General features: G+C 62.4%; 16 protein-coding genes and 2 tRNA genes. 4 read left to right on the top strand and 14 right to left on the bottom strand.

Features of this window, described 5'->3' with window-relative positions; all coding sequences use genetic code 11:
- Positions 1-28: 28 nt before the first annotated feature.
- The 5 genes from P1P91_RS11240 to sdhC form a co-directional block, all read right to left on the bottom strand.
- Entirely contained in the window at positions 29-2,860 is a 2,832-nt protein-coding gene (locus P1P91_RS11240) for a 2-oxoglutarate dehydrogenase E1 component (RefSeq protein ID WP_311882696.1), read from the bottom strand.
- A 235-nt stretch (positions 2,861-3,095) separates the two neighbouring features.
- Positions 3,096-3,806: a succinate dehydrogenase iron-sulfur subunit gene (locus P1P91_RS11245; RefSeq protein ID WP_311882699.1), complete on the bottom strand. Its 711-nt coding sequence runs from the start codon at positions 3,804-3,806 to the stop codon at positions 3,096-3,098.
- Between the two features lie 25 nt (positions 3,807-3,831).
- Complete coding sequence (gene sdhA / locus P1P91_RS11250) at positions 3,832-5,604, bottom strand: succinate dehydrogenase flavoprotein subunit (protein WP_311882701.1); 1,773 nt, start codon at positions 5,602-5,604, stop codon at positions 3,832-3,834.
- A 3-nt stretch (positions 5,605-5,607) separates the two neighbouring features.
- A complete protein-coding gene (gene sdhD, locus P1P91_RS11255) occupies positions 5,608-5,964 on the bottom strand; it encodes a succinate dehydrogenase, hydrophobic membrane anchor protein (RefSeq protein WP_311882703.1) in 357 nt (118 codons plus the stop codon).
- The gene (sdhC, locus tag P1P91_RS11260) at positions 5,958-6,335 is read right to left on the bottom strand and encodes a succinate dehydrogenase, cytochrome b556 subunit (RefSeq protein WP_311882705.1); all 378 of its coding nucleotides are present in this window, start codon (positions 6,333-6,335) and stop codon (positions 5,958-5,960) included. The genes sdhD and sdhC overlap by 7 nt, the downstream gene beginning before the upstream one ends.
- Positions 6,336-6,840: 505 nt before the next feature.
- On the opposite strand from sdhC, the gene gltA reads away from it, so the two are divergent.
- The 3 genes from gltA (at position 6,841) to P1P91_RS11275 (ending at position 9,602) form a co-directional block, all read left to right on the top strand.
- Positions 6,841-8,130 carry a citrate synthase gene (gltA, locus tag P1P91_RS11265; RefSeq protein ID WP_311882707.1) on the top strand — a complete coding sequence of 430 codons (1,290 nt, stop codon included), beginning with the start codon at positions 6,841-6,843 and terminating at the stop codon, positions 8,128-8,130.
- A gap of 164 nt (positions 8,131-8,294) precedes the next feature.
- Positions 8,295-9,176 carry an NAD(P)-dependent oxidoreductase gene (locus tag P1P91_RS11270; RefSeq protein WP_311882709.1) on the top strand — a complete coding sequence of 294 codons (882 nt, stop codon included), beginning with the start codon at positions 8,295-8,297 and terminating at the stop codon, positions 9,174-9,176.
- A 144-nt stretch (positions 9,177-9,320) separates the two neighbouring features.
- Complete coding sequence (locus P1P91_RS11275) at positions 9,321-9,602, top strand: hypothetical protein (protein ID WP_311882711.1); 282 nt, start codon at positions 9,321-9,323, stop codon at positions 9,600-9,602.
- Positions 9,603-9,644: 42 nt separating this feature from the next.
- Here the strand turns inward: P1P91_RS11275 and P1P91_RS11280 are convergent.
- The 8 genes from P1P91_RS11280 to P1P91_RS11315 all read right to left on the bottom strand — a co-directional run bounded on the left by P1P91_RS11280 (position 9,645) and on the right by P1P91_RS11315 (position 16,481).
- Positions 9,645-9,720: transfer RNA gene (locus tag P1P91_RS11280), tRNA-Glu, on the bottom strand.
- Between the two features lie 60 nt (positions 9,721-9,780).
- Positions 9,781-9,856, bottom strand: a tRNA-Ala gene (locus tag P1P91_RS11285).
- A gap of 319 nt (positions 9,857-10,175) precedes the next feature.
- Positions 10,176-11,333: an IS701 family transposase gene (locus P1P91_RS11290; RefSeq protein WP_311882712.1), complete on the bottom strand. Its 1,158-nt coding sequence runs from the start codon at positions 11,331-11,333 to the stop codon at positions 10,176-10,178.
- Between the two features lie 84 nt (positions 11,334-11,417).
- Positions 11,418-12,169, bottom strand: a protein-coding gene (locus tag P1P91_RS11295; protein ID WP_407650535.1) for an IS5 family transposase whose coding sequence is annotated in 2 segments (ribosomal slippage) — positions 11,418-11,834 and positions 11,837-12,169 — 750 coding nt in all. Because the reading frame shifts where the segments join, the coding sequence is not laid out codon by codon here.
- A 62-nt stretch (positions 12,170-12,231) separates the two neighbouring features.
- Positions 12,232-13,713: a glutamate--tRNA ligase gene (gltX, locus tag P1P91_RS11300; RefSeq protein ID WP_311882715.1), complete on the bottom strand. Its 1,482-nt coding sequence runs from the start codon at positions 13,711-13,713 to the stop codon at positions 12,232-12,234.
- A 122-nt stretch (positions 13,714-13,835) separates the two neighbouring features.
- Complete coding sequence (locus tag P1P91_RS11305; protein ID WP_311882717.1) at positions 13,836-14,462, bottom strand: hypothetical protein; 627 nt, start codon at positions 14,460-14,462, stop codon at positions 13,836-13,838.
- 12 nt (positions 14,463-14,474) lie between these two features.
- Positions 14,475-15,533: a L,D-transpeptidase family protein gene (locus P1P91_RS11310; protein WP_311882718.1), complete on the bottom strand. Its 1,059-nt coding sequence runs from the start codon at positions 15,531-15,533 to the stop codon at positions 14,475-14,477.
- Between the two features lie 123 nt (positions 15,534-15,656).
- Complete coding sequence (locus tag P1P91_RS11315) at positions 15,657-16,481, bottom strand: TlpA disulfide reductase family protein (protein ID WP_311882719.1); 825 nt, start codon at positions 16,479-16,481, stop codon at positions 15,657-15,659.
- A gap of 185 nt (positions 16,482-16,666) precedes the next feature.
- Here P1P91_RS11315 and dusA point away from each other — a divergent pair, with 185 nt between their 5' ends.
- The gene (gene dusA, locus P1P91_RS11320) at positions 16,667-17,674 is read left to right on the top strand and encodes a tRNA dihydrouridine(20/20a) synthase DusA (protein ID WP_311882720.1); all 1,008 of its coding nucleotides are present in this window, start codon (positions 16,667-16,669) and stop codon (positions 17,672-17,674) included.
- On the opposite strand, the gene P1P91_RS11325 is transcribed toward dusA, so the two are convergent.
- Positions 17,652-18,638 carry a succinylglutamate desuccinylase/aspartoacylase family protein gene (locus P1P91_RS11325; protein ID WP_311882721.1) on the bottom strand — a complete coding sequence of 329 codons (987 nt, stop codon included), beginning with the start codon at positions 18,636-18,638 and terminating at the stop codon, positions 17,652-17,654. The two genes, dusA and P1P91_RS11325, sit on opposite strands and share 23 nt — an antisense overlap.
- Positions 18,639-18,743: the final 105 nt, after the last annotated feature.

Genomic DNA, 18,743 nt, shown 5'->3' on the forward strand with positions numbered 1-18,743 from the left:
CCGGTGTGACTCACACCCCAAAAGGCGCCTACAGGTTAAAGGCGTCTTCCACCAGCCGGCGCTGCTGCTCGGTGTGCACGGACATATAGCCCGCTGCAGGCGCGGCAGAGGCGGGACGACCGGCAAACTTCAGCTTGCCGCCAAGGCCTTCGCGCAGCCTTTCGGCAACGGCGCGCATGTGGTGCTGACTGGGGTACCAGGCCCCCTGGTTCAGCGGCTCTTCCTGACACCAGACGATATCCTCCACGTGCGGGTAGACTGTCAACACGTCAAGCAGGGCGTCCTGGGCGAAGGGATACAGCTGCTCGATACGCACGATCGCCGTATCGTAGCGCTCGTTTTCCTCTCGCCAGGCGGCCAGGTCGTAGTACACCTTGCCGGCGCACAGCACCACGCGGTTGACCTCTTCCGCCACCAGATCTGCCTGATCGGCGATCACCATGTGGAATTCGCCGTGGGCCAGATCTTCCAGGCTCGAGGTGGCCGCCTTGTGGCGCAAAAGCGACTTGGGCGACATCACCACCAAGGGCTTTCTCAGCGGGCGAATGACCTGGCGACGCAGCAGGTGGAAAATCTGTGCCGGCGTCGTCGGCACGCACACCTGCATGTTGTTTTCCGCGCTCAGCTGCAAGAACCGCTCGAGGCGTGCCGAGGAGTGCTCGGGCCCCTGGCCTTCGTAACCGTGGGGCAGCAGCATGGTCAGCCCGCACAGCCGCCCCCACTTGGTTTCGCCGGAGGAAATGAACTGGTCAATCATCACCTGGGCGCCGTTGGCAAAGTCGCCGAACTGGGCCTCCCAGATCACCAGATCGTTGGGCGCGGTGGTGGCATAGCCGTATTCGAAAGCCAGCACGGCCTCCTCGGAGAGGAAGGAGTCATGGATGGTAAACTGCGGCTGGCCGTCGCTGATGTTCTGCAGCGGCACGTAGGTGCTGCCGTCCTTCTGGTTGTGCACCACGGCGTGGCGGTGGGAGAAGGTGCCGCGCCCGGTGTCCTGACCGGTGATACGGATCGGGTGACCCTGATCCAGCAGCGTGGCGTAGGCCAGGGTCTCACCAAAGCCCCAGTTGATCGCCAGCTCGCCCGCCTGCATCTTGTAGCGATCGGCGTAGATCTTTTCCACCTGACGCTGCACGTCGATGCCTTCGGGGATGGTGCTCATGCGCTCGGCAAGCAGCTTCATGCGCTGCATGTCGAAGGTGGTATCGGCGTAGCCGGTCCACTCGTGGCCCAGGTACGGCTGCCAGTTGACGAACAGCGCCTCGTTGGGCTTTTGCACCAGGGCGTTGGCCACGTGGTTGCCGGCCATCAGGTCGTCGCGATACGTCTCCTCCATGGCTTCGGTATCGTCCTTGCTGACGACGCCCTGCTTGATCAGGCGATCGACGTAAAGGGAACGAGCCGATGCATGATTCTTGATCTTGGAGTACATCATCGGCTGAGTGCCGGACGGCTCGTCGGCCTCGTTGTGGCCGCGGCGGCGGTAACAGACCAGGTCGATGACCACGTCTTTCTTGAACTGCTGGCGATAGTCGAGCGCCACCTGGGTCGCGTGGATGACGGCGTCGGGATCGTCACCGTTGACGTGGAAAATTGGCGCCTGCACCATTTTGGCGATGTCGGTGCAGTACTCGGTAGAGCGCGCGTCCAGCGGGTGGGAGGTGGTAAACCCGATCTGGTTGTTGATCACGATATGCACGGTGCCGCCGGTACGATAGGCCCGGGTCTGGGACATCTGGAATGTTTCCATTACCACGCCCTGGCCGGCAAGCGAGGCGTCACCGTGTACGTTGATCGGCACGACTTTTTCGCCGTTGGGATCCTGACGGCGATCCTGGCGTGCGCGCACCGAACCTTCCACCACCGGTGCCACGATCTCCAGGTGGGAGGGGTTGAACGACAGCGCCAGGTGGACTTCGCCGCCCGGGGTCATGACGTTGGAGCTGAAACCCTGGTGATACTTGACGTCCCCCGAGCCGCGCTCGATCACCTTCTTGCCGTCGAACTCGTCGATCAGGTCGGCGGGGTTCTTGCCGAGGATGTTGATCAGCAGGTTCAAGCGTCCGCGGTGGGCCATGCCGATGACGACTTCCTTGGCGCCGTAGCCCCCTGCCCGCTGGATCAGCTCGTCCATCATGGGGATGAACGTCTCGCCGCCTTCCAGGCCAAAGCGCTTGGTGCCCGGATATTTGGACGCCAGATAGTTTTCCAGCCCTTCGGCGGCGGTCAAACGCTCGAGCACGTGACGGCGCGCCTTGTCGCTGAACTTGGGCGCGCTGCGTACCGATTCGAAGCGGCGCTGCAGCCAGCGCTTTTCTTCGGTATCGACAATGTGCATGATTTCGCAGCCGATGGAGCGGCAGTAGGTGCGCTCCAGAGCGTCGACGATATCGCGCAGCGGCGCCTTGTCGATGCCCAGAAAAAACGACCCGGTCTGGAACTCGGTGTCCATGTCGTCCTTGGACAGCTGATGGAAGGACAGATCAAGATCGGGAACGGGGGTGGGATCACGCAGACCCAGCGGGTCAATATCGGCCTTCTGGTGTCCGCGAAAGCGGTACGCGTTGATCAGCTGGAGCACCTTGACCTGTTTTCTGCCGACGCTGTCCTCGCCGGCGACAGCGGCGCCGGAGCGCTGCTCCTGGCCCAGCCTGTAGAACTGCTCGCGTACCGGGGTCAGCGGCACATCTTCTGCCGCTCCGCCGTCGGGCCTGGGCAACTCGTCAAAATAACGACGCCACTCGTCGGGAACGGCGTCGGGGTTGTCAAGGTACTGCTCAAACAGCGCTTCCGCATAGTGAGCGTTGCCGCTGCTCACGTGGGAAGAACGCCACATCAACTCCATTATGCCTTGTTGCATCTCTCGGTCACCCTGCACTGATGGGGTGGTATCGCTGCGCCAGGCGCGGCGATATCGTGATTGCGTAAAGCGGTGCGACGTCGCGCCGCACCGCTCAATAAGCCATGATAACAAGCTGCGCGCTAAGGTTTAAGTGGCTGTCATGCAACTTGAGGCGCCAAGGCGCGCGGCGGAAAGCGCTCGGCCGGGTTGTACCCGGCCCGAGCGCTTGCGCACATGGCCAACTCCAATCGGGCTAGGTTGCCTCGGCGACCAGCATTTCGCGAATCTTGCCGATGGCGCGGGTGGGGTTCAGCCCTTTGGGGCAAAACGCCACGCAGTTCATGATGCCGCGGCAGCGAAATACCGAGAACGGGTCCTGGAGGTCGGTAAGACGCTCCCGGGTCGCGGTGTCCCGGGAGTCGGCGAGAAAGCGATAGGACTGCAAAAGCCCCGCCGGACCGACAAACTTGTCGGGATTCCACCAGAATGACGGGCAGGCCGTGGAGCAGCAGGCGCACAGAATGCACTCGTAAAGGCCGTCGAGCTTTTCGCGATCTTCCGGCGACTGCAGGCGCTCGATGGCGGGCTCCGGCTCGTCGTTTTGCAGGTAGGGCTGAATGCGCTCGTACTGCTTGTAGAAGATCGCCATATCCACGACCAGATCGCGGATGACCGGCAGCCCCGGCAGCGGACGCAGCGTTATCTTGCCTTTTTTGACCACGTCGGAAAGCGGGGTGACGCAGGCCAGCCCGTTTTTTCCGTTCATGTTCATGCCGTCGGAACCGCACACCCCTTCGCGGCAGCTGCGACGAAACGCCAGGCTGGAATCCTGCTCTTTCATCATGTGCAGAACGTCAAGCACCATGACGTCGCGGCCTTTTGTATCGACCTGAAATTCCTGCATGTACGGCGCAGAATCGGTTTCAGGATTGTAGCGATATATCGATACCTGAAGATTGGACATCGTAACTCCCTCTCGTCTGCGCGAATCAGTAGGTGCGAACCTTGGGTTCGAACGTGTCGACGGTTTTCGGCGTGAAGTTCACATCGCGCTTGCCGAGCTGTTTCGTCTTGGGGCAATAGATGGAATGCTTCAGCCAGTTGTCGTCGTCACGATCGGGATGGTCGTAGCGCGAATGCGCGCCGCGGCTTTCCTTGCGCTCCAGCGCGGAAATCGCCGTGGCCTCGGCCACTTCCATCAGGTTATCCAGTTCCAGCGCCTCGACCCTAGCGGTGTTGAAGGCGTTGGACTTGTCCGGCAGGTAGGCGTTGTCGATCCGCTTGCGCAGCTCGGCCAGACGCTTGACCCCTTCCTGCATCTTCTGCTCTTCGCGGAATACGCCGAAGTCGGTCTGCATGATGTCCTGCAGAGCGCGCTTGAGCTCGGGCACGGACTCGCCGTCACCGGACTCGTTCCAGCGCTCCAAGCGTTTCATGGCGGCTTGAATATCGGACTCGTTGGCTTCCAGGTAGTCAACGCCCTCGTTCAGCGCGCTCTCGATGAATTTGCCCGCCGAACGGCCAAAGACCACCAGATCCAAAAGCGAGTTGCCGCCCAGGCGGTTGGCGCCGTGAACCGAGACGCAGGCGACTTCGCCGCAGGCAAAGAGGCCGTTGATTACGCGGTCGTTGCCGTTCTCGTCCTGCTGGATCGCCTGGCCGTGCACGTTGGTGGGAATGCCCCCCATCATATAGTGGCAGGTGGGAACCACGGGGATCGGCTCATGCACCGGGTCAACGTGGGCGAAGGTCTTGGACAGCTCGACGATGCCGGGCAGACGCTTGCTGAGCACCTCTTCCCCGAGGTGATCGAGCTTGAGGAAGACGTGGTCGCCGTCTTCGCCGGCGCCGCGGCCGTCAAGCATTTCCATGACCATGGAGCGGGCAACGACGTCGCGGCTGGCCAGGTCCTTGGCGTTGGGCGCGTAGCGCTCCATGAAGCGTTCGCCGTCCTTGTTGATCAGATAACCGCCCTCGCCGCGGCAGCCCTCGGTGACCAGCGTGCCCGCGCCGTGAATGCCGGTGGGGTGGAATTGCCACATTTCCATGTCCTGCATGGGAAAGCCCGCGCGCAGCGCCATGCCGATACCGTCGCCGGTGTTGATCAGGGCATTGGTGGTAGAGGCGTAGATGCGTCCGGCCCCGCCGGTGGCCAGCACCGTCGCCTTGGATTTGACGTGCACCACTTCGCCGGTTTCGATGCACATGGCAATGCAGCCCACCACGTCGCCGCTTTGGTTTTTCACCAGGTCAACGGCGTACCACTCGTTGAGAAAGGTGGTGTTGTTCTTGATATTGTTCTGGTAGAGCGTGTGCAGAAGCGCATGCCCGGTACGGTCGGCCGCCGCGCAGGTGCGCGCTGCCTGGCCGCCCTCGCCAAAGTTTTTCGACTGGCCGCCGAACGGGCGCTGATAGATACGGCCGTTGTCAAAGCGCGAAAACGGCAGCCCCATGTGCTCAAGCTCGAATACCGCCTTGGGGCCTTCGGAGCACAGGTACTCGGCCGCGTCCTGGTCGGCGATATAGTCGCTGCCCTTGACCGTGTCGTACATGTGCCAGCGCCAGTCGTCCTCGGGGTCGGCCGCGCCGATGGCGCAGGTAATGCCGCCCTGTGCCGAGACCGTGTGCGAACGCGTGGGGAACACCTTGGACAGCACGGCGGTTTGCTTGCCGGACTTGGCCAGCTCCAGCGCCGCTCGCAGACCGGAGCCGCCGCCACCGATGATAATGGCGTCAAATGTCAGGCTACGCAGGTTAGACATGAATCAGGCTCCCCACAGAAGTTGAATGCCCCATACCAGGTAGGCAAAGATGGCCAGGATAATCAGCATCTGGACGCCTATGCGCTGATAGGTAGCGTTGAGATAATCGGTGGTCACGGTCCACAGGCCGACCCAGGCGTGCGCCGCCAGGGAAATAAAGGCGAGCAGCGAGAAAATCCGCATCCAGGTCTGTTCAAACAGGCCGCTCCAGGTGTAATAGTCCAGATCGGGGTGAAACAGCAGGTAGCCCACGATGAATACCGTGTACACCGCCAGTACCACGGCAGACGCGCGCTGCATGACCCAGTCGGAAACGCCGTTGCGGCTGAAACTGGTGACGCTAGTAACGCTGTTTACCATATCCATACTCCTGCCAGGATGATCAGTACGACGCTGGCGATCACGGTGGCCTGCGCCTTCTGGATGCCCCCCTCATGAGTGACGCCGATATCGGCATCCATGAACAGGTGCTTGATGCCGGCCACGAAGTGAAACGCCAGGGCCGATACCAGCCCCCAGGCAATCAGCTTGGCCAGAAAATTGCTGGCCAGGGCGCTGCTGACGGCATCAAAGCCCGCCGGCGAGGACAGCGATTTGCTGAGCGCCCAGAAGGCAAAGATCAGGCCCACAAACAGGATGACGCCGGTAATGCGGTGCGCAATCGACGTCAATGCCGGCAGGGGGAAGTGGAACGTTCTCAGATCGAGATTTACGGGTCGTTTGCTATTCACGGCTCTATACACACTCTCTTGGCCCGCTCGGCGGCGATCGGGCATGGCCCGGGCGGGCGGTGATGGCTGGAAGGGCTCGGCCGTTGCCAAGTCGAGCACACCGCCTTGTTGCCGGCAGTGCGCTGCCCGAATTATATGAATCTGAGCGCTGGCTGACAAACCGAACCCGGGGTAACTCGACCATGGTGCAAGAAATCGGCCCCGGGTGACCGCTGCGACAGGGCGCATAATGGGCCCCGCCGCCCTGCCTGCCATGGCGGACTTGCCGGCAGCGGCGACAGCGTCGCTCCAAAGGCCACGGCCCTGTCAGTCGTCGACAAGACCGCTCATGAGCAAAGGCTGCCTCACGAAACAGCCCTGGTGCTGCAGGGCGCTGACGCCGCGGCTCTTGGCATTTTGGCTAATTGACAATCTTTCGGGCGCTTTTATAGTGGACTGGCCTTTTCCCCGGCGCGCAAACCACCGCAATCTCGTACGTCCCATCCGAACTTGAAAGGAGGTCAGCATGGCTGACAGGAAAGCAACACTGACGGTAGACGGTCTGGACAAGTCAATTGAACTGCCCGTCTACTCAGGCGCCCTTGGGCCCGACGTCATCGACGTTCGCGGCCTAGGCGGCGAGGGCCTGTTCACCTATGACCCCGGCTTCATGGCAACCTCTTCCTGCCAGTCCGCCATCACCTATATCGACGGCGGCCAGGGCATGCTCTTGCACCGCGGCTACCCCATCGGCCAGCTGGCCCAGCATTCCAACTTTGTCGAGCTCTGCTACACCCTGCTGTTCGGCGATCTACCCGACGACGACCAGTACGCCGAGTTTCAGGCGCGCATCCGCAACCACACCATGGTCCATGACCAGCTCAACAACTTCTTCAAGGGCTTCCGCCGGGACGCCCACCCCATGTCGATTCTGTGCAGCGTGACCGGCGGCCTGGCGGCCTTCTATCACGACCACATGAACATCGCCCGCGAGGAAGACCGCGTTATCAGCGCCGTGCGGCTGATCGCCAAGATGCCCACCATTGCCGCCATGGCCTACAAGTACAATATCGGCCAGCCGTTCAATTCGCCGCGCAACGACCTGAACTACGCGGAAAACTTCCTCTACATGATGTTTGCCACCCCCGCCGAGGAATACCGGGTCAACCCGGTCTACGCCAAGGCCATGGATCGCATCTTCATGCTCCACGCCGACCACGAACAGAACGCCTCGACCTCGACGGTGCGCATGGCCGGCTCCACCGGCGCCAACCCGTTTGCCTGCATCAGCGCCGGCATTGCCGCGCTCTGGGGGCCGGCACACGGCGGCGCCAACGAGGCGGTGCTCAAGATGCTCGACGAAATCGGCGACGATTCCGAAGAGAACATCCAGCGCTTTATCGACAAGGCCAAGGATAAAAATGACCCGTTCAAGCTCATGGGCTTTGGCCACCGCGTCTATCGCAACTTCGATCCCCGCGCCAGGGTGATGAAGGAAACCTGCGACGAGGTGCTCGACGAGCTGGGTCTGGCCGACGACCCGCAGCTCAAGATCGCCAAGCGCCTGGAGCAGATTGCGCTGGAAGACGACTACTTCATCGAGCGCAAGCTCTACCCCAACGTCGACTTCTACTCGGGCATCGTCCTCAAGGCCATGGGTATCCCCACCAACATGTTCACCGTGATCTTTGCCGTCTCGCGCACCATCGGCTGGATTTCCCACTGGCACGAAATGCTCAGCGACAGCTACAAGATCAGCCGGCCGCGCCAGCTCTACACCGGCCACGACCAGCGGGACTATCCGCAGAAAAAATAACGCGCCGCAGAAGAAAAGCTCGCGCCGAGGCAGCCCGCCAGCGGGCCGTCGGCCGGCGCCATGCCCCGGCGCTGCTGCAACTCCAAGGCCACCCCTCGGGTGGCCTTTTGCGTGGCCGGCCCGCTAACCTGACGTCTCACCTCTCACCCGCAGGAGCTCTTACCATGCGACCCGTCTCCACCGTTGCCTTTATCGGCCTTGGCGTCATGGGCGGCCCCATTGCCGGCCACCTGGCGCGCCAGGGCTTTGCCCTTCGCGTTTACAACCGCACTCGGCACAAGGCCGATACCTGGGTCGAGCAATACGGCGGCAGCGCCCACGAAACCCCCGCCGCGGCAGCTGAAGGTGCCAACCTGGTGCTGTGCTGCGTGGGCAACGACAACGACGTGCGCGAAGTCACCACCGGCGAACAGGGCGCGCTGGCGGGCATGTCCCCCGGCGCTTTTCTGGTCGACCACACCACCGCCTCGGCTGACCTGGCGCTGGAGCTGGCCGACACCTGCCGCCAGGGCGATATCGGCTTTCTCGACGCGCCGGTTTCCGGCGGCCAGCAAGGAGCGGAAAGCGGCGCACTGACGATCATGTGCGGGGGCGACCAGGCGCTGTTCCAGCATCTCGAACCGGTCATGGCCCACTACGCCTGCGCGGTGACGCTCATGGGGCCGGCAGGCAGCGGCCAGCTGACCAAGATGGTCAATCAGATCTGCGTGGCCGGGCTGGTACAAAGCCTTTCCGAAGGGCTGCATTTTGCCCGGCAGTCAGGACTCGACGCCCACCGCGTGATGGAAGTGCTCTCGAAGGGAGCGGCGGGCTCCTGGCAGATGGAAAACCGTCATCAGACCATGCTCGAAGGCGATTACGATCACGGCTTTGCCGTGGACTGGATGCGCAAGGATCTCCACATCTGCCTGAGCGAGGCACGCCGGCTGAACGCCGCTCTCCCGATCACCGCGCTGGTGGATCAGTTCTACGCCGAGCTGCAGCGTCAGAGCGACGGCCGCCGGGACATCACGGCGCTGCTCAAGCGCCTGCAGGCGACCGAATGACCCTTGACTTTTGCCGAAAATGGCACGCATTGGGTTTTTCCACACTTGCTGTGGATAACCCTGTTTACAACCGTTAGAAAACGTTCTCCAGTCGGCATGCAGAGCGGCTCTGACTCAAATTGATCATTTTTTGACCTCCATTAAGTGATTGTTTTTAAACAAAATAAAGATATCAAGTCTTTTTTGGGCCAATACCAGGCAGTTGTGCACAGCGCCTCTTCGCGGAACAGACAAAGTGGACAAGTCAAGCGCAAAAAGGCGCAAAAACGCCTTTTTTTGATGCCCGGCAGGGCGTTTTCGGCCCATGCCCCGGCAAGCCGGGAGAAACGCGCAAGGCTCTGCCCGAAAGCGGACAGGGGCCAGCGAAATCGCGCCTGGCCGGACAGTAAAGTCGCCGATACCGGAATGGAAAAAGGTTTGGGTTGACAGCGGCAGGAGGGCCGGCAAAAACGGAACAGGCAGCCGAAGTGGCGTCCCATAGGGGGTTCGAACCCCTGTTACCGCCGTGAAAGGGCGGTGTCCTGGACCACTAGACGAATGGGACGCAGAGATGCCGCGGTACGGCAGGAAGCGAAACGCTTCGGGGGGAAGTCCTTGAGAAGGTTGGTGGAGCCTAGCGGGATCGAACCGCTGACCTCGACACTGCCAGTGTCGCGCTCTCCCAGCTGAGCTAAGGCCCCGCTTGTCTCGAGGACGGAGCGTATAGTACGCATACCCCGGTTAGGCGTCAAGAAAAAAGCGCCGCTTTTTTGCGGCGCTTCTGATAGCTCAAGGCGACGACCAGCAAAGCCGCGTTCTGGCCGCTTCGCTAGTACTACAGTCGTAACTACAGCCGTGATCGTTCATGCATTGCCATCCGGGCTTGCTGCTGCCGACAGTGGCACTGCCAAGCCCGGTACTGGTGCTTTCGTCGCCAGTCCGACCAATGAAGCACATGGGACAGGGCCTGTTGTCCTTGCCATAGACATCTCCCGATTAGTCGCCTGAGCTCGGAGAGTGTCAACTGAATCCTGTCGGTACGAGTTTTTTTTGCTGGTGACTCGCTTGCCGTATCGCCACCAGCAAGGCGTGGGCGAGCAGCGACAAAGTAATGTGGCGATGCCAACTGGCCCAGCGCCTCACCTCATACTCATCCAGACCGCATTCCCCCTTGGCCGTCTGAAAACCCTGCTCGATTTTCCAGCGCTGACCCGCGACTCGAACCAGCGTCTCTATCGATACCCAGTCCCTGGGCGCGTGGACCACATAATAGGCCAACTCATCCGGTGTCGAGAGGCTGCGTCGGATCAGAAGATAATGGCCCCAGCGGCGTGCCTCTTCCGTAGGCTGCAGCCTTGTCAGCGGCGTCAACGCCCAGTCGTACCTGCGTTCGCCCTTGCTGCCTGAGCCAGCGGATAGGGTCTGCCATGCGTCATCCGGCAGTGCCGCCGCGATCTCGTCGGCTCGCGTGTACTGGAAACTCTTCCACCACAAGGGTTCGTTGCAAGCCACTTCTAAAACAAAGGGTTGTGAGCGATCCTCCAGCCACAGACGCAGGCTGCGGTTACCGCCATAGACGCTATCCCCCGTCACCCAGGCGGCCGGTATGTCCTGATCCATCGCGCGCTCCAGCATCCGGCGAGCGAGCTCGGGTTTGCTGGCAAATTCGACGTCATCAGGGATGCCCGCACGCCGACAACGCTCGCGGTCCTGTGTCCAGGATTTGGGCAAGTACAGGGCGCGATCCAGGAAGGCATGCCCTGCCGGGCTAGCGTAGAGAAGAAAGACCCCGATCTGACTATTTTCGATACGGCCGGCGGTGCCACTGTACTGGCGTTGCACGCCGGCCGAGTGCTGGCCTTTCTTGATAAAGCCGGTCTCGTCCAGGACCAGGACACCCTCAGGCGAGCCCAGCGTATCGATGACCCATTGGCGGAGAATATCGCGTGCTGCGTCCGCATCCCAGCGGGCACGATCCAACAGGTACTGCACCCCATCTGGGGTGGCATCCCCGAGCCACTCGGCAAGATGCCAGCTATTCTTACGTTCGCACTGACTAAGCAGACCCTGGAGGTAGCGTAGTGCGCGATCGCGCGTTTCCGAACGCGGAAAGAGCGGGCCTAACCGATCTGCCAGGTCATCCAACAATGCTGAGACAGAGAGATCCAGTTCTTGCATCCTTCACCCTGTGATCGCTTCCATATCAACCACATGCATTGTAGCTTATTCAGTTACGACTGTAGTACTAGGGGGCGTTAACAATTAGGCCAGCCATATGGCGGCTGACACGAGGCAGAGGAGTGACTGGTAGTTTCTTGCCAGTCGCTCATAGCGTGTAGATAACCGCCGGAACTTCTTGATTTTCTGAAAGAACCTCTCCACCAGATTGCGATCTTGGTAACAGTGCCAGTCTACTTCAATGCGCGCCAAACGATTCTTTTTCGGAGGAATCACCGGCTCGGCACCTGCGGCCTGAATCATGTCCCGCAGAGCAGTGGAGTCATACCCCTTGTCGCCCAGCACTGCTTGCGGGGAAAAACCTTCCAGTAGAGCGGGAGCAGCACCATACTCCGACGCCTGGCCCGGTGTGAGAACCAATCGTACTGGGTTACCTAACGCATCGACTGCGGCATGAATTTTGGTGCTCAATCCGCCTCGAGATTTGCCCATGGCTTCGACGTCTTGCGTGTTTTTTTTGACGCTCCATGCTGGTGCACCCTGACGATGCTACCGTCGATCATCAGCTGCTCTAGATCGGGATCGTCGGCTACTGTGTCAAAAATACGCTGCCAAACGCCCTTTCGTGACCAACGGTTATACCGCATGTAGACGGTGTGCCAGCGCCCAAAAGATTCGGGAAGATCACGCCACGGGGCGCCGGTCCGAGCGATCCAGAGCACGGCTTCCACGAACAGGCGATTGTCCTTGGCAGTTACCCCACAGTCTGAGGCTTTGCCGGGGAGCAGGTGCTCGATTCGCTCCCACTGATCATCGCGTAACTTCAACCGACTCATGGCCCACCAAAATCTATGAATACTAAATCAGTTTAAACGAAACTAATGATTGTTAACACACCCTAGGCAAGCTCGCGGTATTCCTTCTCCAGGCGCTTGGTCTGCTTTTTCGATACGCCGCCCAATACGCTGATGGCATGGCGCAGCCGCGCACGGGTCATGTCCGAGCCGAGAATGGCCATGGCGTCCATCACCGAGGTGCTGGCGCTGGAGCCGGTAATGGCGATAAACACCGGTGCCAGAAACGCTTTCATCTTCAGCTCGAAATGCGCCGCCAGCGCTTTCACTTCCTCGAGCAGCGCCTCCTTGTGCCAGGCGGGCAGCGTTTCCAGCCGCCACACCATAAACTGCAGCAGCTTGACCAGGGTCTCATGCTCCAGCTTCACGCCGTCAAAGGAGGCGTGGGTAATGGCCGGCAGCCCCGAGAAAAAGTGCCCGGCCAGCGGCATCACCTGGGCCAGCGTTTCCACCCGCGGGCGCACCTGGGGCAGAATCTGCTTGACGTAGTCCTCGTTAAAAGCCCAGTCGCGCAGCGCCTGCAGGAAGGCGTCGTCGTCCAGGTCCTCGCGAATGTAGACGCCGTTGAGCCAGGTCAGCTTGTCCAGGTCGAAGACCGGCCCGCCAAGCGATACCCGGTGAATATCAAAGGCGTCGATCATTTCGTCGAGGCTGAATTTTTCCCGCTCGTCGGGCATGGACCAGCCCATGCGCCCCAGGTAGTTGGTCACCGCCTGGGGCAAAAACCCCATGCGGCGATAGTAGTTGATCGAGGTGGGGTTCTTGCGCTTGGAAAGCTTGGACTTGTCGGGATTGCGCAACAGCGGCATATGGCAGAGCACCGGCATCTCCCAGCCCAGGTACTCGTAGAGCAGCTGATGCTTGGGCGCAGAGTTGATCCACTCCTCGCCGCGCATCACGTGGGTGATGCCCATCAAATGGTCGTCGATGACGTTAGCCAGATGGTAGGTGGGCATGCCGTCGGATTTCAGCAGGATCTGGGCGTCCACCTGGGCCCAGTCCACGTCGATACGCCCGCGCAGCATGTCCTGAACCACGCAGACACCGTCCTTGGGTACTTTCATCCGCACCACGTAAGGCCAGCCCTCGTCAGCGCGACGCTGCTGCTCGTCCGCCGTCAGCGCCAGATCCTCGGGCTTGAGCGCCAGGTGCATGCCCGCGGCCTTGCGCCCCTCGCGCAGCTCGTCCAGCTCTTCGGCGGTGCGATAGCACTTGAACGCGTGCCCGGCGTCCAGCAGCCTTTGCGCATGGTCGGCGTAGATGTCGCCGCGCTCGCTCTGCCGGTAAGGGCCATGCGCCCCGCCGACGTCGGGCCCTTCGTCCCACTCGATCCCCAGCCAGCGCAGCGAGTCGAGGATCATCTGCTCGGACTCCGCCGTGGAGCGCGCGCGATCGGTGTCCTCGATGCGCAGGATGAATTCACCGCCGTGCTGGCGCGCAAAGCACAGGTTAAACAGCGCCACGTAGGCAGTGCCAACATGGGGATCGCCCGTGGGCGACGGCGCGATACGGGTACGTACGGTCATGGTGAAATCCTTAATGTCGCAAGGGGTAAGCGTCGTAGACAGAAGCGTGGCGCCATTATACGCACCGCTGCCGTAACGGACAGCAGGCACAACGGGTTGAGGGCGACTATCGACGCGCCTGCCTAATCCTGGGGAGCGTTTTGCGAAGCGTCCTGGGAAGCGCCCTCGAGATAGCGCACGCCCTCGTCTTTCTCGCTGTGCCTGAGCTCGCTGCCGATCGAGAAGGCGCGCCTATACACCGCGATCTGTCCCAGCCCGTGGGGCGCTTCGCGCACCAGCTCGCCTGCCAGCCGCTCGCCTTCATCGCCGATGCGCCGACGTACCGCCGCGGGCTGCACGCCGGCTTCCGACAGCTGTACGCGAACGCTGTAGTCGCCGTCCGGCACGCCGCTGCCAAACCCTAGAGGCCCGGCTCGGAACTGCCCGTTCTGCACCCGGGCGCGCTCCTGCCAGCGCGCCCCGCTGGCCGCTCGCTCAATCGCGATCAGCAGCTGAGCGCTGTCGGGCAGATTGCTGCTCCCGGTCACTTTCAGCCGCCGATCCGATCGCATGGTCACTTCGGCGCTCATGGTTACCTTGAGCGGCTCGGCATCTTTGGGCGACGAGGCCGTCTGCTCCGCCGCCCCGTTACCGATGGGGTTCTCGGCTGTGCTCCGGGGCGCGGAGTCTTCGCTATCGCCGCAGCTCGCAAGCCACAGCACGGCGGCCAGCATCAGCGAATACCCGATAAGCGCACGCCCTCTGTGCATGGCTGCCTCCGTTTACGCGCCATCGCGCGATTCGGTTTCATCCCGTTTCGTTTTCAGCGACTGCTGCCAGTCGCGAAACGCATTGTACCAGCGATGGGGCTGCGCCCGAGTCTCGATCGCGGCCTCCGGCAGCGGCGCCAGCGACACGGGCTGCCAGTCGCTGGCGGCAAGCACCGCCTTCAGGCGCGTGTAATCCAGCACCTGCTCCCGGGCGCCGGGCGTTTCGTCGAGTGCGCGGATCACCGCGTCCATGCCCGCTTTCTGCTCGTCCAGCGGATAGGCCTGCAGATAGAAGCGCTCGCCGTCGCGGCCGATCTTCACCGGCATGTCAATGATGTTGACCTGCTCGTCGACGCCCACCCGGGAAAACAGCTTCTTGATGGTGTCCGGGCGCATGCGGATACAGCCGTGGCTGACGCGCATGCCGACGCCGTCCGGACGGTTGGTGCCGTGGATCAGATAGCCGGGCAGGTCCAGCAGGATCGCCCGCTCGCCCAGCGGGTTGTCCGGCCCGGCCGGCACCACCGAGGGCAGCGCGTCGCCCTTTTCCGCCGCCTCCTGGCGGATGGAATCGGGCGGGTACCAGGCCGGATTTTCCAGCTTCATGGTGGTTTTGGTAACCCCCAGCGGCGTGTCGTAACCGTCCCGGCCAATCCCGATGGGATAGGTCTCCACGGTCGGCGTCTCGCCCTCTGCGGTAGCGGGAAAGTAATACAGCCGCAGCTCGGCCAGGTTGATCACCAGCCCTTCCCGACGTACCGGCGGCAGAATATAGCGCGCCGGAATGGTCACCTCGGTGCCGGGCTCCGGCGCCCACAGACTGGTATCCGGATTGGCGTGGCGGATTTCTTCGTAGCCCACCTGCTGCTCGGCGGCAATATCGAGCAGAGTATCCCCCTCTTGGACCGTGATGTGATAGATCTCGCCCACCATGTTGCCCGTTTCCGGCAGCTCATAGTGGCCTGCGGGCAAGGCTTCTGCCAAAGCCGCAACCGGCAGGAAAATCAGCGCCGCGCCAAGCGCCCGCACGCAGAAGCGCCGCCCGGCGCCGAGGAAAAAAAGAAAAAGCATGGCTGGTATCATCTTGCTGTGGGGAGTGGAACCTGACGGCCCAGGGGTTACCGCCGTCAGGCCGCGTCCGGAAAACCCGGCTGCCATTCTATCAGGGCAGCACGGCCCCCGGAGAGTTCGGCGTCAGGCATCCGGCGCGGTGCGCCTGAGCGCATGGCGCAGCGTCGCCCGGGAAAGCTCGCCCAGGTGGGTGTCCACCAGCTTGCCGCTGGCGTCATAAAACAGCGTGGTCGGCAGCGCCGCCGACCCGGCTTCCTGACCAATGGCGCCCTTGAGATCCAGCAGCACGTTGTCCAGCACCAGCGATTCGTGGTCGAGAAAGTCCTCGATGGTGGGGGCCGCCTCGCCCTGGTTGGCAAAGACGAACAGCACGTCGGAGCGCTCCTGCTGGGCTTTTTCCAGCATCGGCATTTCCTTGCGACACGGCGGGCACCAGGTCGCCCAGAGATTGACCACCATCGGCTTGCCGCTGGCTTGCTGCTGCAGGCTGGCAAGGTCTACCCTGGCGCTGTCCAGGGTCTGAAGCTCGGCCCGGGGCGGCCGGCTTGCCTGATTTTCGATCAGGCTGATGGCACCGCCGGTCAGCCCCCAGGTCAGCAGCCCGGCAAACGCCGCCATGAAAAGCGGCCGGCGCAGCGCACCGCGCCGCCAGCCCAGATAAACGCCGTAGGCCGCCATGGCCAGCACACCGGCCACGGGGTCAAAGCCGCCGTCACGAATATCGATCCAGGCCAGCGGATCCATCCCGTAGCTTGAAAAATAGCGCCCGACAAACACAAGCCGCGCGGCCACCCCGCCCACCAGCGCCAGGTTGATAATCGTATCGCTGATGGCGACATCCCGGCGCCCGGCAGAAATCTTGCCGGCAATCAGCGCCACCAGAAACGCCAGCACGATCAGCGCCTGACCCACGGAAACGGCCAGCGGCCCCAACGTCAGTGATAACACCCGAAGCTCCTTACAGCTGCAATATGGCACCAGAATACAGGGACGCCCATGCTATCCGCAGCGGATTAAGCCGTGGTTAGCGGCAAGCGACAGAAACAGGGCTTTTGTCCTGCCTCCCTGTTATTGCGTAGAATACCCGCCATTCGTTGCTGAACGCCCATCCGCTATCGCTTTTGAAAATGCCCATGAACACGACCGCCGCTCACCCGGCCAATGCCGCGCGCCGCTTCTCCATCGCGCCGATGATGGACTGGACCACCCGAGACTACCGGGCGTTTGCGCGGACGCTGACCCGGCGGGCGCTGCTGTATACCGAAATGGTTACTACCGGGGCCCTTCTCTACGGCTCGCCCCGGGAGCGCTTTCTGGGCTACGACGCGGTGGAGCATCCGCTGGCGCTGCAGCTGGGCGGAAGCGATGCCGGGGAGCTTGCCGAGTGCGCGGCCGTTGCCGAAGCCTGGGGCTACGACGAGGTCAACCTCAACGTGGGCTGCCCAAGCGATAGGGTGCAGAACAACCTGATCGGCGCCTGCCTGATGGCGCATCCGGAAAAGGTCGCCGCGGCGGTAAAGGCCATGCAGGCGGCAGCGTCGATTCCGGTGACGGTCAAGTGCCGCATCGGTATCGACGATCAGGACGAGGACGCAGATCTGGAGCGCTTCGTCTCCACCGTGGCCGATGCCGGCTGCAGGACATTCACGGTGCACGCGCGCAAGGCCTGGCTTCAAGGGCTTTCTCCCAAGCAGAACCGCGACGTGCCGCCGCTCAACTACGCTCGGGTACACCGGCTCAAGATGCGCCACCCCGCGCTTCACATCGGCCTCAACGGCGGGTTGAAAACCCTCGACGCCTGTGCCGACGAGCTTGAGCGGGTGGATAGCGTGATGGTCGGCCGCGAGGCCTACCAGAACCCCTGGCTGCTCGCCGAGGTGGACAGCCGCCTCTACGGCGAGGCCAATCCGGCGGCCGAGCGCATGGAAGCGGCGCTGGCGTTTCGCCCCTATATCGCCAAGCGCCTGGCCGAGGGCGCCAGGCTCAACCACGTGACGCGCCACACTCTGGGGCTATTCCAGGGATGCCCGGGCGGGCGCCAGTTCCGCCGGCACCTGGCCGAAAACGCCCACCGTGAAGGCGCCGGCCTGAGCGTTTACGACGATGCGCTGGGCCGCGTCAAAGCGCCGGCGGCAGCGTAAGCTGCGACTGAAATGACGCTACCGCGGTTTCGGCCTCGTGGATGGCGTCAAAGCGGGCGATATGAAACAGCGCTTCGCCCTCGTTGACCAGCGGCAGGCGACTCATGCCGATGACGATGCCGTCGGCTACCGCCTGCACCTCGGTGACGTTATTGCCGAAAGGGCCGGCTACCCGGCCCAGCAGATCGCCTTTGGCCACTCGCGCGCCGAGCCGCACGCCGGGGCGCAGGATGCCGTCGATGGGTGCCCTTGCCCAGCTCGAACCGTTGGCCACCTCAACCGGCGCGGGCCGACGGCGCCCTGTGCCGGTGAGCATGCCCAGCCGCCGCATGACGCGCAGAACGCCGCTAACGCCCGGGGCAATGGCCCATTCGTCAAAGCGCAGCGCCTCCCCCGCCTCGTAGGTCAGCACCGGCGTGTTGCGATGCTGGGCGTAGTGGCGCAGGCTGCCGTCGCGCAGTTCGGCGTTGAGCACGACCGGAGCGCCGAAAGCCTCGGCCATGCGCTCGGTTTCACTACCCGGCGTTAGCCGAGCGCGGATCTGCGGCAGGTTGGTGCGGTGCAGCGCCCCGGTATGCAGATCGATGATATGGGTGGCGTGATCGACGATCTGTTCGCAAAACAGCGCCGCGATACGCCCGCCAAGCGAGCCGCTTTCGCTCCCGGGAAAGCAGCGGTTGAGGTCGCGCCTGTCGGGCAAATAACGGATTTGCTGCAAAAAGCCGAAGACGTTAACCACCGGCACGGCAATCAGCGTGCCGCGCAGGGCAGCAATGGCCTTGACGTGGAGCAGCCGGCGGACAATCTCCACGCCGTTGATTTCATCGCCGTGAATGCCGCCGCATACCAGCAGCACCGGTCCTTCCCGGCGCCCGTGCACCACCTCTACCGGAATATTCAGCGGCGTATGGGTATAAAGCCGCGCTACCGGCACGTCGATCTGTCGGCGCGTGCCCGGGGCCACGCTTTCCCGACCCAGCTGAAAAGGCGCGCGCCGATGAAGGTCTGGGTGAAGGTCTGCCTGTCATGATGAGCGTTATCCATACACTTTTGAATGTAAAAATTCCGG

It is taken from the genome of Halomonas piscis (assembly GCF_031886125.1).
Classification (GTDB): domain Bacteria; phylum Pseudomonadota; class Gammaproteobacteria; order Pseudomonadales; family Halomonadaceae; genus Vreelandella; species Vreelandella piscis.

Bases quoted from the DNA above. Each gene is read 5' to 3' on its own strand.
- P1P91_RS11240 (WP_311882696.1), bottom strand. From the start codon at position 2,860: ATGCAACAAGGCATAATGGAGTTGATGTGGCGTTCTTCCCACGTGAGC.
- P1P91_RS11245 (WP_311882699.1), bottom strand. From the start codon at position 3,806: ATGTCCAATCTTCAGGTATCGATATATCGCTACAATCCTGAAACCGAT.
- sdhA (WP_311882701.1), bottom strand. From the start codon at position 5,604: ATGTCTAACCTGCGTAGCCTGACATTTGACGCCATTATCATCGGTGGC.
- sdhD (WP_311882703.1), bottom strand. From the start codon at position 5,964: ATGGTAAACAGCGTTACTAGCGTCACCAGTTTCAGCCGCAACGGCGTT.
- gltA (WP_311882707.1), top strand. From the start codon at position 6,841: ATGGCTGACAGGAAAGCAACACTGACGGTAGACGGTCTGGACAAGTCA.
- P1P91_RS11270 (WP_311882709.1), top strand. From the start codon at position 8,295: ATGCGACCCGTCTCCACCGTTGCCTTTATCGGCCTTGGCGTCATGGGC.
- P1P91_RS11290 (WP_311882712.1), bottom strand. From the start codon at position 11,333: ATGCAAGAACTGGATCTCTCTGTCTCAGCATTGTTGGATGACCTGGCA.
- gltX (WP_311882715.1), bottom strand. From the start codon at position 13,713: ATGACCGTACGTACCCGTATCGCGCCGTCGCCCACGGGCGATCCCCAT.
- P1P91_RS11305 (WP_311882717.1), bottom strand. From the start codon at position 14,462: ATGCACAGAGGGCGTGCGCTTATCGGGTATTCGCTGATGCTGGCCGCC.
- P1P91_RS11310 (WP_311882718.1), bottom strand. From the start codon at position 15,533: ATGCTTTTTCTTTTTTTCCTCGGCGCCGGGCGGCGCTTCTGCGTGCGG.
- dusA (WP_311882720.1), top strand. From the start codon at position 16,667: ATGAACACGACCGCCGCTCACCCGGCCAATGCCGCGCGCCGCTTCTCC.